The following is a 15,085-nucleotide window of genomic DNA, read 5'->3' as shown; positions in this document are numbered from 1 at the left end:
CGTGAATATGAAGATCGCTTTCGTGGGAAAGGGCGGCAGCGGCAAGACCACCCTGTCCTCCCTGTTCATCCGCCATCTCGTCGCCACCGGCGCCCCCGTCGTCGCCGTGGACGCCGACATCAACCAGCACCTGGGGACGGCACTGGGGCTCTGTGAGGACACCGCCGCCGCGCTGCCCGCCATGGGGGCCAGGCTGCCCCTGATCAAGGAGTACCTGCGCGGCTCCAACCCGCGAATCGGCTCCGCCGACGCCATGATCAAGACCACTCCGCCCGGCAGCGGCTCACGGCTGCTGCGGGTACGCGAGGACAATCCCGTCTACGACGCGTGCGCGCGGCCGGTGGAACTCGAAGGCGGCACCGCGCGTTTGATGGTCACGGGACCGTTCACGGAGGCCGACCTCGGCGTCGCCTGCTACCACTCCAAGACGGGCGCCGTGGAGCTGTGCCTCAACCACCTCGTCGACGGCCCCCACGAGTACGTGGTCGTCGACATGACCGCGGGTTCGGACTCGTTCGCGTCCGGCATGTTCACCCGCTTCGACATGACCTTCCTGGTGGCCGAGCCGACCCGGAAGGGAGTGTCCGTCTACCGCCAGTACATGGAGTACGCGCGTGACTTCGACATCACCCTGAGAGTCGTCGGCAACAAGGTCCAGAGCCAGGACGACATCGACTTCCTGACCGCCGCAGCCGGTGACGACCTGCTGGCGGCCTTCGGGCACTCCGAGTGGGTGCGCGCCCTGGAGAAGGGCCGCTCACCCCGCTTCGACGACCTGGAAGCCGGCAATCAGCGCGCGCTGGGGACCCTCAGGGCCGCCGCCGACGCCACATACGCGACGCGCGACTGGGAGCGCTACACGCGCCAGATGGTGCAGTTCCACCTGAAGAACGCGCAGAACTGGGGAAATGAGCGGACGGGCATCGACCTGGCCGGCCAGGTCGACCCAGGGTTCGTCCTGCGGGAGTCCGCCGCGGGCCCGGCGGAGGCCCAGGCGGTGCAGCCGGCCTGAGCCTGCCTCAGGGCACGGACGCCGGGCGCCGGGACGCCGAGCGTGCCAGGTCGCGCACCTCGGCACCCCGGCACCCCGGCACCCCGGCACCCCGGCACCCCGGCACCGCATACGGTCCCGGCACTCCGGATGGCCCCGCCACTCCGGACGGTCCCGGCCGACCGGACACCCCGGCGGGCCGAACGGCCGGGGCGTTTCATCAATCACACATATCACCTGTACGGGTGGATCACTGCATCGATTACCCGAATCCCCCTGACGCCATCTTTACTCTGTATTACGGTTCGTTTACCGAGAGTTGAGCAAGTCCAGCGTCGCCGCACGCGGTGATCTCCGGCTGCGATCAGGCCGTTTTCTCGACCGTCCCACGACCGCGCTGCCTCTCAGGAGACGAACCCATGTCAGCCTGCACGTCCCCTCGCGCTCCCGACCCGGCACCCACGGCTCGTCTGCACAGGCCCCACGGCCTGCCCGTCGTCTTCCTGATCGCACTGCCGCTGTGCCTGGGCGTCGCGCTGGTCGTCGGGGCGCCGCTGCCCGCGGGGCTGGTGGCCGCGGCGGGAGGAGGCCTGATCGCGGGGTGGTTCGGGGGATCGCCCGTGTGGGCGAGTGCGGTCGCGGCGGGGTTCGCCGTCGTGTGCGCCGAGTTCGTGGACCGCCACGGGTGGCGGGCGGCCGGCATCACCGTCGCGCTCGCCGCGTTACTCCAGCTCTGCCGCGCCTGCCTGCCGACGGGGCGCCACGCGGCCGTCGCGGGCCACACGAACACGGCAGCCCAGCCCGCCCCGGACACAGGCGGCCACCGCTCCGCCGTCGGCCAAGGGCACGGCCAAGCGCCCGACCAAGGCGCGGCGCGCCGGGGCGGCGCACGGTCCGGCTTTCCCGCCCTGCCACGGCGCATCGGTTCCTGGCACGCCCTCAAGGGGGCCCGGCCGGTGCTGGGCGCCGGGCGCCAGGGGTGGCCCGACCGCGCCCGGCGAGCCGGAGGGACGATGCCGGCCGTCTGCACCGGGGCGGCCATGGTGGGTGCGCTGGCCGGACCAGGGCTGCCCAGCGTGGTGCCGGAGTCATGGGACAGCCAGGTCCTGGCCGGGTTCCCGGACGGGCCCGTGGCCGGCACCGTGGCCGGAGTGCTCACCCTCACACTGGTGTGCGCCCTCCCGTCGCCGGCCGCCGCCGGAGTCCGCCTCCGTGCCCACGACGTCGCCCGTGGCCCCCACGCGTTCCTGTGGGCCGTGACCGCCCTGGCCGTGCTCCTCCTGGGCGTCCTGCCCGGGGTGGCCGTGGTCCTCGTGGCGGCGGCGGGCCTGGGCCTGTACGGACGCATCCGGCACCTTGCCCTCCATGGCGCCGGAGCCCGCCGCTCCCCACTGGGGAGCCTCGCGGCGGAGGCGGCCATGGGGTTCGCCGCGCCCGGCACGCGCGCCGATCGTGCGGACTCTGAAGACCACAAGGACCGCTGGGGCCGCAGAGGCCGCAAGGGCCGCAAGGACCACCGGCCGTGCGCACGGACGGCCGGAAGCTTCCTCCCGGTCGGCCAGTCCCCCGAGGCGTACGCCTCCCCGGGACACGCCACCGCCCCGGACGGCGTGGGCACCGTTCTCCGGAGCGGCGCCAGGACCGGACCGCCGCGCCACCCCGCGGGCTCCGGTGCCCGCCCGGAGATGCGGTTCGCCGGACACCTCGGCGTCCGCCCCGCGCCCCAGGCGCCGGCGCAGACGGCCGGCCGGGCGAGTGCGCTGCACCAGCTGACGCACGGCATCAGCGCTTTCCAACGGCACACGGCACCCCTGGTCCGCGACGAGCTGGCACGCCTCGCGCGCGAGGGGCAGCGGCCCTCGCAACTCTTCCTGACCTGCGCCGACTCCCGCCTCGTCACCTCGATGATCACCTCCAGCGGTCCCGGCGACCTCTTCGTCGTACGGAACATCGGCAACCTCGTGCCGCTCCCGGGCGAGGAGAGCGGGGACGACTCCGTGGCCGCCGCCATCGAGTACGCGGTGGACGTGCTGAAGGTGCGGTCCATCACCGTGTGCGGCCACTCGGACTGCGGCGCGATGCAGGCGCTGCTGGCCACGGCGGAGGACGGCCAAGGAGCGGCCGGAACCGCAGCGTGCGCCCAGGACGCACGTTCCGTGCCCGGACCGCGATGCGCCAGGGAGACACGTTCCGCGGCCTGCGCACCGACCCTCCAGGGAGCACGTTCCCCGGACGGCGCACCACCCCCGCACGGAGAACGTTCGGCGGCCGGCCGACCGATCACCCAGGGAGCACGTTCCGCGGACCGCGTCCCCGCCGCGGCCACCCCCCTGAAGCGCTGGCTGCGCCACGGACGACCCGGACTGGAGTGGATGCGGGGTGCCGAGCCGCCGATGGTGCGGCTCGGCGGTCGGCCGCCCACGGACGCGGTCGAGCGGCTGTGCCTGACGAACGTCCTGCAGCAGCTCGCCCATCTGCGTGCCCACGAGGCGGTGGCGCGGGGCCTCGCGGCCGAGGAACTCGACCTGCACGGGATGTACTTCCACGTCGCCGAGGCCCAGGCCTACCTGCTGGCCGACGACGGCAGCCCGGTCTTCGACCAGGTGGCCTCCGCGGCTGACCCGGCCCCGGCCCCCGCCCCCATCACCGAGACCCCGCCCTGAGCCCCGCGCCCCCGGGCTCCGCGCCGTACGCCCCCGCGCCCGGCTCCGGGCTTCGAGCTCCGGGCTTCGACCTCTGAGCTCCGAGCTCCCAGCTCCGAGCTCCCAGCTCCGAGCTCCGCCATGAGCCTCAGCCTCGGACCGGGGCCCAGTCACCCCAGCCCGCGACCGCGCCCCTCACGTCACGGCGCCTCCCGTCACCTCCAGACCACCAGCCCAGGCCCACCCACCACACAGTCACCCCACGACCGCCCCACCCCACGACCAGCCCACACCACGCCCACAACCCCGACGCGGGCCCCGGGCCCACCCCTCCCGGACACCCGCTCCCAGGGGGCCTACTCTGACCGCAGAATGGAGGATCCAGGCACCGGCAACAGGTCTATACCAGTTTGCCGGCCAGCTCTTGTCACCAGCGGCACGCTTCTGATGAGCTGTGGCCTGGGACACAACGGACACCCTGGGAAAGGGAGATGTCGTGAGCAACGAAAGCCTGGCCAACCTCTTGAAGGAGGAGCGTCGTTTTGCGCCCCCCGCGGACCTGGCCGCGCACGCCAACGTCACGGGGGAGGCGTATGAGCAGGCCAAGGCTGACAGGCTCGGCTTCTGGGCCGAGCAGGCCCGCCGCCTGACCTGGGCCACCGAGCCCACCGAGACCCTGGACTGGTCGAACCCGCCGTTCGCCAAGTGGTTCGCGGACGGCAAGCTCAACGTCGCGTACAACTGTGTGGACCGCCATGTCGAGGCGGGCCACGGCGACCGGGTGGCGATCCACTTCGAGGGCGAGCCGGGCGACGGCCGGGCGGTCACCTACGCCGAGCTGAAGGACGAGGTCTCCCGGGCGGCCAACGCCCTGACCGAGTTGGGTGTCACCAAGGGCGACCGGGTCGCCGTCTACCTGCCGATGATCCCCGAGGCCGTCGTGGCGATGCTGGCCTGCGCCCGCATCGGCGCCGCCCACTCGGTCGTCTTCGGCGGGTTCTCCGCGGACGCCATCGCGGCCCGGATCGACGACGCCGACGCCAAGGTCGTGATCACCGCCGACGGCGGCTACCGCCGCGGCAAGCCGTCCGCGCTCAAGCCCGCCGTGGACGACGCCGTGGCCCGTACCCAGAGTGTCGAGAAGGTGCTGGTCGTGCGCCGTACCGGCCAGGACGTGGCCTGGACCGAGGGCCGCGACCTCTGGTGGCACGAGATCACCGGGCGGCAGTCCGCCGAGCACACCCCCGAGGCGTTCGACGCCGAGCAGCCGCTCTTCATCCTCTACACCTCCGGCACCACGGGGAAGCCCAAGGGCATCCTGCACACGTCCGGCGGCTACCTCACCCAGGCCTCGTACACCAGCCACGCCGTCTTCGACCTCAAGCCCGAGACCGACGTCTACTGGTGCACGGCCGACATCGGCTGGGTCACCGGCCACTCGTACATCGTCTACGGCCCGCTCTCGAACGGCGCCACGCAGGTGATCTACGAGGGCACCCCGGACACCCCGCACCAGGGCCGCTTCTGGGAGATCGTGCAGAAGTACGGCGTCACGGTCCTCTACACGGCGCCGACCGCGATCCGCACGTTCATGAAGTGGGGCGACGACATCCCCGCCAAGTTCGACCTCGGCAGCCTGCGGGTGCTGGGCTCGGTCGGGGAGCCGATCAACCCCGAGGCGTGGGTCTGGTACCGCAAGCACATCGGCGGTGACCGCTGCCCGATCGTGGACACCTGGTGGCAGACGGAGACCGGCGCGATGATGATCTCGCCGCTGCCCGGCGTCACCGAGACCAAGCCCGGCTCGGCGCAGCGTCCGCTGCCCGGCATCGCGGCCACGGTCGTCGACGACGAGGGGAACGAGGTGCCGAACGGCGGCGGTGGCTACCTCGTCCTCACCGAGCCCTGGCCGTCCATGCTCCGCACCATCTGGGGCGACGACCAGCGGTTCCTGGACACCTACTGGTCGCGCTTCCCGGGCCGGTACTTCGCGGGTGACGGCGCCAAGAAGGACGACGACGGCGATGTGTGGCTGCTCGGCCGCGTCGACGACGTGATGCTCGTCTCCGGCCACAACATCTCCACCACGGAGGTGGAGTCCGCGCTGGTCTCGCACCCCTCGGTCGCCGAGGCGGCCGTCGTCGGCGCGGCGGACGAGACGACCGGGCAGGCCATCGTCGCCTTCGTGATCCTGCGGGGCACGGCCAGCGAGGACGCGAGCCTCATCGGCGCGCTCAGGGACCACGTCGGCAAGACACTGGGCCCGATCGCCAAGCCGAAGCGGATCCTGCCGGTGGCCGAGCTGCCGAAGACCCGCTCCGGGAAGATCATGCGCCGGCTGCTGCGCGACGTCGCCGAGAACCGGGAGCTGGGGGACGTCACGACGCTCACCGACTCCTCGGTGATGGACCTCATCCAGTCCAAGCTGCCGTCGGCGCCCAGCGAGGACTGAGCGCGAGGGGGCTGCGCGCTCAGTCACGGCGACCTGACGGTCCCGTCCTGCCCCGCCCGGTCGGTGGCGGTCCGGCGGTCTCGTCCGGCCCGCCCGGTCGGTGGCGATCCGGCGGTCCCGTCCGGCCCGCCCGGTCGGTGGCGATCCGGCGGTCCCGTCCGGCCCGCCCGGTCGGTGGCGGCCCGGCGGTCCCGTTCGGCCCGCTCGGTCGGTGGCGATCCGGCGGTCTCGTCCGGCCCGCCCGGTCGGTGGCGATCCGGCGGTCCCGTTCGGCCCGCCCGGTCGGTGGCGATCCGGCGGTCCCGTCGTGGCTGGTCGCGCAGTTCCCCGCGCCCCTGAGTGGTTGACGTCGGCCGCATGGTTCGCCGTCGCCCCGAGTGGTTGGCGTCTGCCGCACGGTTCGCCGTCGCCCCGAGCGCGTTCCCGCCCCTGCGTGGTTGACGTCGGCCGGGCGCTTGCCGGGGCGTCGGGGAAGTGGTCGCCACGCGCCGTCGTGTAGCGTCCGCCGGACTTCCACACCCTAAAGTGGTGCAAGACTCCGGAAGGCCACCCCGCCGTCCCGTCCTGGAGGACCGTCCCGTACCGGAGGACCGCCGTGCCGCTCCCCCGGACCCCGCGCCGCAGGGTGCTCACCCTTCTCCCCCTCCCCGAGCGCGCCTTCATCGCCGACGCCCTGCGTGCCGAGACCGTCGGCGGCATCCTGCTCCTCCTCGCCGCCGTCGCGGCCCTGATCTGGGCGAACACCCCCGTCAAGGCGAGCTATGCGACGGTGCGCACCACGCACGTCGGCCCCGCCTTGCTCGGCCTGGACCTCACGCTCCAGCACTGGGCCTCCGACGGCCTGCTGGCCGTCTTCTTCTTCGTCGCCGGCATCGAGCTGAAGCGGGAACTCGTCGCGGGCGACCTGCGCGACCCACGAACCGCCGTCCTGCCCGTCGTCGCCGCATTCTGCGGCATGCTGACGCCCGCGCTGGTCTACGCCCTCGTCAACACCGCCGGCGGCGGTTCCCAGGCCGGCTGGGCCGTGCCCACCGCCACCGACATCGCGTTCGCACTCGCCGTCCTCGCGGTCGTCGGCGCCTCGCTGCCATCCGCGCTGCGCGCGTTCCTGCTGACGCTCGCCGTCGTCGACGACCTCCTCGCGATCCTGATCATCGCCGTCTTCTTCACCGGGGACGTGAACTTCGCCGCGCTGGCCGGCGCCGCCGCCTGCGTCGTCGTCTTCTGGCTGCTGCTGCGGTACACCCGGGTGCGCGGCTGGTACGTCTACGTTCCGCTCGGTCTGGTGACGTGGGGCCTGACGGCCAACAGCGGAGTACACGCGACCGTCGCCGGGATCGCCCTGGGACTGGTCCAGCGCTGCCACCGGGAACATGGCGAGAGCCGCTCTCCTGGCGAGCGGATCGAGCATCTGGTGCGGCCGCTGTCCGCCGGGCTCGCCGTCCCGCTCTTCGCGCTGTTCAGCGCCGGGGTGGCCGTCTCCGGCACGGTGCTGGCCGACGTGGTCACCAGGCCGGAGACGCTGGGCGTGGTGCTCGGCCTGGTGGTCGGCAAGCCGCTCGGGATCTTCGGCGGAACCTGGCTCTCGGCCCGTTTCACCAGGGCGCAGCTCAGCGAGGACCTGGTCTGGGCCGATCTGTTCGCTGTGGCGGTGGTCGCGGGTGTCGGCTTCACCGTCTCGCTGCTCATCGGGGAGCTGGCGTTCACCGGCGACCCCGCCCTGACCGATGAGGTCAAGGCCGCCGTCCTCGTGGGCTCCCTCGTCGCGGCCATCGCCGCCGCCGTCCTGCTGCGGTTCCGCAACAGGACGTACCGCAGGCTCTGCGAGGCCGAAGAGCGGGACGCCGGCGGGGACGGCGGACCCTGACGGCCGGTAAGCGGACGGGACGGTACGGCCGACGGCGCCCCCCTGGAGCGTGGCGAACCGCGCGACCGGCTACGAGCAGACCGTCAGGTCGTCACCATCCGGGGACCGCCCCGGGTTCGCACCCGATCCGCTGTGCCCACCGGGCTACCGGGCCACCGGGCTACCAGGCCCCCAGGCCCCAGGCGACCGAGCAACCCGACCACCAGCAAACCGACCACCAGCAAACCGACCACCGGGCCACCCGGCCACCGCCCCACCGGACGCAAACCGCCGACGCCCGCGGAGAGGCCGGAAAGGGTGCGGTCGGGCGAGGCGGAGACTTGCCGAAGAGACGGGCGGTCACGCGACGGCGACGCCCGTCCGGCATGATCTGAGGCCACGTACCACGATGCAGAGGGAGAACGCGATGAGCGCATCCGCTTCCGACGAACCCGTCGGCGCCGAGCGCAGCCTCGGCTCGCTGGTGGCCACGGCGACCGGCGAGCTGTCCGCCCTGGTGCACGACGAGATCGCCCTGGCCAAGGCCCAGTTGCGGCAGGACGTCAAACGCGGCGCGGCCAGCGGGGGCGCGTACACGGTGGCCGGAGTGCTGCTGATCTTCTCCCTGCCGATGCTGAACTTCGCCCTCGCCTACGGCATCCAGTTCTGGAGCGGCTGGCACCTGTCGGTCTGCTTCCTGCTGTCGTTCGCGGCCAACGTGGTGGTGGCGGGCCTGCTCGCCCTGATCGGCACCATGTTCATGAAGAAGGCCCGGCGGGGCCGCGGCGCGCAGAAGGCCATCGCGTCGGCCAAGGAGACCGCCGCGGTGCTCGGGAACGTCAAGCCGCACCCGCGCGCCGTGCCCGCCGCGCGGGACGCCGCCCCGGCGGCCATCGAGGACGGGAAGACTGTGGCACGCTCATCCTCATGACCGACCCCGCCACACCCTCCGCCCCGCCGACCGCCACGGTCCGCATCGCCGGCCCCTGGACCCACCGCGACGTGGCCGCGAACGGCGCGCGCTTCCACATCGCGGAGCTGGGCGACGGGCCGCTGGTGCTCCTGCTGCACGGCTTCCCGCAGTTCTGGTGGGCCTGGCGGCACCAGCTCGTGGCACTGGCAGAGGCCGGTTTCCGCGCGGTGGCGATGGACCTGCGGGGCGTGGGCGGCAGCGACCGCACGCCCCGCGGCTACGACCCGGCCAACCTCGCCCTGGACATCACGGGCGTCGTACGGTCCCTGGGCGAGCCGGACGCCGCGCTGGTCGGCCATGACCTGGGCGGCTACCTGGCATGGACGGCGGCCGTGATGCGGCCCAAGCTGGTGCGGCGGCTGGCCGTCTCGTCCATGCCGCATCCGCGGCGCTGGCGGTCGGCGATGCTCGCCGACGCGCGGCAGACCGCGGCGAGTTCCCACATCTGGGGGTTCCAGCGGCCCTGGGTGCCCGAGCGGCAGCTCATGGCGGACGGCGGGGCGCTGGTGGGACGGCTGATCCGGCAGTGGTCGGGCCCCAAGCCGCCCGACGACGACGCGGTGGACGTCTACCGGCGGGCGATGTGCATCCCGTCGACGGCGCACTGCTCGATCGAGCCGTACCGGTGGATGGTGCGGTCGCTGGCGCGGCCGGACGGCATCCAGTTCAACCGGCGGATGAAGCGGCCCGTACGGGTGCCGACGCTGCATCTGCACGGGTCCCTGGACCCGGTGATGCGCACGCGCAGCGCGGCCGGCTCCGGCGAGTACGTGGAGGCCCCGTACCGCTGGCGGCTCTTCGACGGGCTCGGTCACTTTCCCCACGAGGAGGACCCGATGGGCTTCTCCACGGAGCTGGTCGGGTGGCTGCTGGACCCCGAGCCGGACCGGTAGCGGGGCCCGGCGGCGCGGGGCCGGTCGGCGGTGCCGCCATGTGCCGGGCGCATACGCCGATTGGGGGGTGCCATGGCGGTTACCGACCTTGAGGGCCGGGCAGACGTCCCGGTATGGGCTGGAGGCACGACTACAGTGACGTAGCACGCAATCGCCGCTCGGCCACTCCGCTGAACGCGCTCCGCGGAGACGGCCCCACGGTGGAGGGACACGAACCCTCCCCCGACGACATCGGGATCCCCCGCATTCTGCGGCGCCGGGCCCGCTGGGTATCGGCACGGCTACGCCACACGCGGGGATGACGGCGGCACCCCTACGCCAACGGCGGGGCTGCTGACGCCCGCCGCATCCCCCGGGTGTGACGGAGCCTGTCCGTTCGGTGTACCCCGGTGCCCTCAGGGGGCGCGGGGAACTTCGCGCGCGCCCCCCACCCGGCCGGTGGCTCGGACCGACTGCGTCTGCCCCGTGGGCCGGTGGCGACCCGATGGGCAGGTCGGGGCTGGTCGCTCCCCCGTTGCCAGGACGGCATGGGGGGCGGGTTCAGTTCCCTGCGCCCCCGGGGACGGGCAAGCCCCGGCACCCGGGGGGACCGGGGCGACGCCCAATGGGGTTACAGCGCGCACCCCTGGCTGTCGACCTGCTGGTTCGCCGTGCGCCCCGAGGCGATGTCGGGGCGGATCTCGTCCGCGGTGAGCGCGTAGCCGGTCTCCGGGTCGTCAAGCGACTTGGCGAAGACGACACCGTAGACCCTGCCGTCGGGGGTGAGCAGCGGGCCGCCCGAGTTCCCCTGGCGCACGGTCGCGTACAGCGAGTACACGTCGCGGCGGACGGTGCCGCGATGGTAGATGTCCGGGCCGTTCGCCGCGATCCGGCCGCGGACCCGGGCGGAACGGACGTCGTACCCGCCGTTCTCGGGGAAGCCGGCGACGATGGCGCTGCTGCCGCTGGTGGCGTCGGACGAGGAGAACTGCAGCGTGGGCGCGTCGAGGCCGGGCACGTCGAGGACGGCGATGTCGCGCCGCCAGTCGTAGAGGACGACCTTGGCGTCCAGCAGCCTGCCCTGGCCCCCTATCTGCACGGTGGGCTCGTCGACCCCGCCGACGACATGGGCGTTGGTCATCACCCGGCGCGGCGCGAAGACGAAGCCGCTGCCTTCGAGGACCTTCCCGCAACTGGGCGCGGTACCGACCACCTTCACGATGGAACGTCTCGCCTGGGCGGCGACGGGGCTGCCCTCCAGCGCCGGGTCGGGGGGCTGCACCTCGTGGATGGGCTCGTTGGCGAACGGGCTGAAGACCTGCGGGAAGCCGTTCTGCGCGAGCACCGAGGAGAAGTCGGCGAACCAGGTGTCGGCCTGCGCGGGCAGCGCGCGGGAGACCCCGAGCAGCACCTTGGAGTCCCGTACCTCCTTGCCCAGCGTCGGCAGGGTGGTGCCCGCGAGGGCCGAGCCGATCAGCCAGGCCACGAGCAGCATCGCGACCGTGTTCACCAGCGCGCCGCCCGTCGCGTCCAGGGCGCGGGCGGGCGACCAGGTGATGTGGCGGCGCAGCTTGTTGCCGAGGTGGGTGGTGAAGGCCTGGCCCACGGAGGCGCAGACGATCACCAGCACCACGGCGATCACGGCCACGGAGGTGGTCACCTGTGCGTCCTGGGTGATCCGGTCCCAGATCACCGGGAGGGCGTAGACGGCGACGAGACCGCCGCCGAGGAAGCCGATCACCGACAGGATGCCGACGACGAAGCCCTGCCGGTAGCCGACCCACGCGAACCAGACGGCGGCGGCCAGCAGCAGGTAGTCCAGTACGTTCACCGTTCGCAGCCCCGCCTTACCTCTTCACCGGTCACGCCGGGCCCCGGACCCCGGCTGCTCACGCCGGGCCCCGGACCCCGGCCGGTCGCGCCGGACCCGACGCGCTCCCTGGTCACGCCCGGCCCATCGTCGCTCACGCCGGGCCCGACGCCACTGCCGACCACGCCGGGCCCGACGCCACCGTTGGCCACACCCAGCCCGAAGCACTCACCGGCCACACCCAGCCCGAAGCGCTCACCGGCCACACCCGGCCCGTAGTGCTCACCGGCCGCATCCAGCCACAAGCCCTGGCCGGCCGCACCCAGCCGGAAGCCCTGCCCGGTCACGCCCAGCCCGAAGCCCTGCCCGGTCACGCCCAGCCCGGCGCCGCCGCCGGCCATGCGATCCTCACCGCTCACTGCCTGCTGCTCCCTGCCTGCCGCCGCACCGCTTCACGGCTCACTTCCGCTGTGCGCCCGTCGGCCCGATTCCGCTGTGCGCCCGTCGGCCCACCTTGTCATGCGTGATAGTCGAGCGGGACCAGCTTCTCCCGGTCCCAGGGCCGTTCCCAGCCGGCGTAGTGCAGGATGCTGTCGATCACGCCGGCCGTGAAACCCCAGACCAGAGCCGATTCGACGATAAACGCCGGACCCTTGTGGCCCCGTGGATGAACCGCCATGGCGCGATGCTCCGGATCCGTGAGATCCGCCACGGGAACCGTGAAGACCCGGGCCGTTTCGCCCGGGTCCACCACGCCGACGGGGCTCGGATCGCGCCACCATCCGAGCACGGGGGTGACGACGAACTCGCTCACCGGGATGTAGAGCTTCGGGAGCACACCGAAGACCTGCACGCCCCGGGGGTCGAGCCCGGTCTCCTCGTGTGCCTCGCGCAGGGCCGCCCGCACCGGTCCCGCGCCAGCCGGGTCGCCGTCCTCCGGATCGAGGGCGCCGCCCGGGAACGACGGCTGGCCGGCGTGCGAGCGCAGCGAGCCCGCGCGCTCCATCAGGAGCAGCTCGGGGCCGCGCTCACCCTCCCCGAAGAGGATCAGAACGGCGGACTGCCGCCCCGCGCCGTCCTCGGGCGGCAGGAAGCGGCTGAGCTGCGCCGGCCGGACCGTCCGCATGGCGTGCAGCACGGGGTCGAGCCAGGCCGGGAGGCCGTCGGTGCTGATCTCCACGACGGCCGGGACGGGGGCAGCCTCGGCCGCCCGCGCCCCCGCCCTGCCGGTGCCCGCGTCCGCCCCGGCGTGAGGCGTGTCCGGTCCCCTACGGTATGTGTCCGGCCCGGCATGGTTCGTGTCCGGCCCGGCGTGGGCCGTCTCATGGCTGCTGGTCATGCGGCGCCCAGCGGGAGCGCCGGCTTGCCGCCCGCCTCCAGATAGGCCGCCGGGGGCTTCAGGCGCTGGCCCGGCATGCCGCCCTTCTCGTACTTGAGCAGCTTCTTCGCCTTCTCCGGGTCCGTCTCGCCCTCTCCGTACGCGGGGCAGAGCGGGGCGATCGGGCAGGCGCCGCAGGCGGGCTTGCGGGAATGGCAGATGCGGCGGCCGTGGAAGATCACATGGTGCGAGAGCATGGTCCAGTCGCTCTTGGGGAAGAGGGCGCCGACGGCCGCCTCGACCTTGTCCGGGTCGGTCTCGTCGGTCCACTTCCAGCGCCGCACCAGCCGCCCGAAGTGCGTGTCGACGGTGATGCCGGGCACCCCGAAGGCGTTGCCGAGCACCACGAACGCGGTCTTGCGGCCCACCCCGGGGAGCTTGACCAGCTCCTCCAGACTGCCCGGCACCTCGCCGCCGAACTCGTCCCGCAGGGCGGTGGCGATACCTATGATCGACTTCGTCTTGGCCCGGAAGAAGCCGGTCGGCCTGATCAGCTCCTCGACCTCCTCCGGGTTGGCCGCGGCCAGGTCCTCGGGGGTGGGGTAGGCGGCGAAGAGGCCGGGCGTCGTCTGGTTGACGCGCAGGTCGGTGGTCTGGGCGGAGAGCACCGTGGCGAGCAGGAGCTGGTAGGGGTTCTCGAAGTCCAGCTCGGGGTGTGCGTACGGGTACACCTCGGCCAGGGCGCGGTTGATCCGGCGGGCGCGGCGCACCAGCGCCGTGTGCGACTCGGGCTGCACCGTGCGGGCCGCCTTGGACGGGCGCCCCGCGCCGCCCCCGGAGGACTTCGCACGCTTCGCGCCCCTCGCGGGCGCCCCTGCTCCGGCGGACTCCGCGTGTCCGGCGTCCGCCGTGACCCCGGCGGCCTCCCCGGACACACCGGTGCCCGCTGCGGGCTCCCCCGTACCCCCGGCGGACGCCCCGGTGGCGCCTGCCGCCGAGTTTCCAGTTCCCACCGCGGCGTCCCCGGCGCCCACCGAGGCCTCCCCGGCGGCCGCCGAAGCGGGACCACCCTCCGCCACCTGTGATGTCTTGACCGATTTCACCGCTGCCCTGCCTCCGCCTCCGTCTCCGCTTCCGCCCGCGGTGCCGGATTCACCTTGCTCGCCGGTTTGCTTGCCGGTTCGGTGAGCGCGACGGGGGCGTGTTCGCCCACAGCGGAATTGTGCGCACACCCACCAGCCCGGCCCCTTCGGCCTGTGCTCTCACCGGCTGTTTGGACACCCGGCCAGCCTAAAGCCAGCCACCGACATCCGCCCCGGCCCTTGGCGATCAGCGCCCAATTGGCCCCCTCCCGCACAGCATGCCGCGCCGGTGCGGCAGACTTGTGACTGATCACACTGTTTGGACCGTCCAGCACAATGGGGAGCACGAACCCCTGTATGCCGATCCTGACGTACCACTGACGCAGGTCTACAAGGAGTGAACTCGTGGACGACGTTCTGCGGCGCGCCCCGCTCTTCGCCGCGCTCGATGACGAGCAGGCCGCGGAGCTGCGCGCTTCCATGAGCGAGACGACCCTCGCACGCGGCGACGCGCTCTTCCACGAGGGCGACCCGGGCGACCGTCTGTACGTGGTCACCGAAGGCAAGGTCAAGCTGCACCGCACGTCCCCCGACGGCCGCGAGAACATGCTGGCCGTCCTCGGCCCCGGTGAGCTGATCGGCGAGCTGTCGCTCTTCGACCCGGGCCCGCGCACCGCGACCGCCACCGCCCTCACCGAGGTGAAGTTCCTCGGCCTCGGCCACGGCGACCTCCTCCCCTGGCTGAACGCACGGCCGGAGGTGGCCTCCGCCCTGCTGCGGGCCGTCGCCCGGCGCCTGCGCAAGACCAACGACCAGATGTCCGACCTGGTCTTCTCGGATGTGCCGGGGCGGGTGGCGCGTGCGCTGCTCGACCTGTCGCGCCGCTTCGGCGTGCAGTCGGAGGAGGGCATCCACGTGGTGCACGACCTCACGCAGGAGGAGCTGGCCCAGCTCGTCGGTGCCTCCCGCGAGACGGTCAACAAGGCCCTGGCGGACTTCGCGGGCCGCGGCTGGCTGCGGCTGGAGGCCCGTGCGGTGATCCTGCTGGACGTGGAGCGGCTGGCCAAGCGGTCGCGGTGACCGCGGCGGGCGTCCCCGC

At 73.0% G+C, this 15,085-nt stretch carries 11 protein-coding genes and 2 pseudogenes; 9 read left to right on the top strand and 4 right to left on the bottom strand.

Features of this window, described 5'->3' with window-relative positions; all coding sequences use genetic code 11:
* The first annotated feature begins 7 nt into the window (after positions 1-7).
* The 8 genes and pseudogenes from ACSMXW_RS19875 to ACSMXW_RS19840 all read left to right on the top strand — a co-directional run bounded on the left by ACSMXW_RS19875 (position 8) and on the right by ACSMXW_RS19840 (position 10,099).
* On the top strand, positions 8-1,012 hold the full coding sequence (locus ACSMXW_RS19875) for an ATP-binding protein (protein ID WP_485798055.1): 1,005 nt from the start codon (positions 8-10) through the stop codon (positions 1,010-1,012).
* Positions 1,013-2,616: 1,604 nt separating this feature from the next.
* Positions 2,617-3,333, top strand: a pseudogene (locus ACSMXW_RS19870) (carbonic anhydrase); the annotation flags it as partial.
* Positions 3,307-3,654 (top strand): annotated as a pseudogene (locus tag ACSMXW_RS19865) (carbonic anhydrase); the annotation flags it as partial. The pseudogenes ACSMXW_RS19870 and ACSMXW_RS19865, both read left to right, overlap by 27 nt.
* A gap of 433 nt (positions 3,655-4,087) precedes the next feature.
* Entirely contained in the window at positions 4,088-6,085 is a 1,998-nt protein-coding gene (acs, locus tag ACSMXW_RS19860; RefSeq protein WP_485798054.1) for an acetate--CoA ligase, read from the top strand.
* Positions 6,086-6,680: 595 nt separating this feature from the next.
* Positions 6,681-7,952 (top strand): Na+/H+ antiporter NhaA, encoded by a 1,272-nt coding sequence (gene nhaA, locus ACSMXW_RS19855; RefSeq protein ID WP_485798053.1) that lies wholly within the window; start codon positions 6,681-6,683, stop codon positions 7,950-7,952.
* 406 nt (positions 7,953-8,358) lie between these two features.
* Complete coding sequence (locus ACSMXW_RS19850; protein WP_485798052.1) at positions 8,359-8,862, top strand: phage holin family protein; 504 nt, start codon at positions 8,359-8,361, stop codon at positions 8,860-8,862.
* Positions 8,859-9,797 carry an alpha/beta fold hydrolase gene (locus ACSMXW_RS19845; RefSeq protein ID WP_485798051.1) on the top strand — a complete coding sequence of 313 codons (939 nt, stop codon included), beginning with the start codon at positions 8,859-8,861 and terminating at the stop codon, positions 9,795-9,797. The genes ACSMXW_RS19850 and ACSMXW_RS19845 overlap by 4 nt, the downstream gene beginning before the upstream one ends.
* 113 nt (positions 9,798-9,910) lie before the next feature.
* Positions 9,911-10,099, top strand: a complete 189-nt coding sequence (locus ACSMXW_RS19840; protein WP_485798050.1) for a hypothetical protein — start codon at positions 9,911-9,913, stop codon at positions 10,097-10,099.
* 308 nt (positions 10,100-10,407) lie between these two features.
* On the opposite strand, the gene ACSMXW_RS19835 is transcribed toward ACSMXW_RS19840, so the two are convergent.
* The 4 genes from ACSMXW_RS19835 to nth all read right to left on the bottom strand — a co-directional run bounded on the left by ACSMXW_RS19835 (position 10,408) and on the right by nth (position 13,983).
* A complete protein-coding gene (locus tag ACSMXW_RS19835) occupies positions 10,408-11,607 on the bottom strand; it encodes a MarP family serine protease (protein WP_485798049.1) in 1,200 nt (399 codons plus the stop codon).
* Positions 11,604-11,987 carry a hypothetical protein gene (locus ACSMXW_RS19830; RefSeq protein WP_485798048.1) on the bottom strand — a complete coding sequence of 128 codons (384 nt, stop codon included), beginning with the start codon at positions 11,985-11,987 and terminating at the stop codon, positions 11,604-11,606. Before ACSMXW_RS19830 ends, ACSMXW_RS19835 begins: the two co-directional genes overlap by 4 nt.
* Positions 11,988-12,103: 116 nt before the next feature.
* A complete protein-coding gene (locus tag ACSMXW_RS19825; RefSeq protein WP_485808164.1) occupies positions 12,104-12,712 on the bottom strand; it encodes an NUDIX hydrolase in 609 nt (202 codons plus the stop codon).
* 209 nt (positions 12,713-12,921) lie between these two features.
* A complete protein-coding gene (nth, locus tag ACSMXW_RS19820) occupies positions 12,922-13,983 on the bottom strand; it encodes an endonuclease III (protein WP_485808162.1) in 1,062 nt (353 codons plus the stop codon).
* 408 nt (positions 13,984-14,391) lie between these two features.
* Here nth and ACSMXW_RS19815 point away from each other — a divergent pair, with 408 nt between their 5' ends.
* Positions 14,392-15,066 (top strand): Crp/Fnr family transcriptional regulator, encoded by a 675-nt coding sequence (locus ACSMXW_RS19815; RefSeq protein WP_189936214.1) that lies wholly within the window; start codon positions 14,392-14,394, stop codon positions 15,064-15,066.
* The last annotated feature ends 19 nt before the right edge of the window (positions 15,067-15,085 follow it).

The organism is Streptomyces sp. DSM 116793 (genome assembly GCF_057320905.1).
Note: the sequence above shows the minus strand (reverse complement) of the source record. Positions and strands in the feature narration are given on the sequence as shown.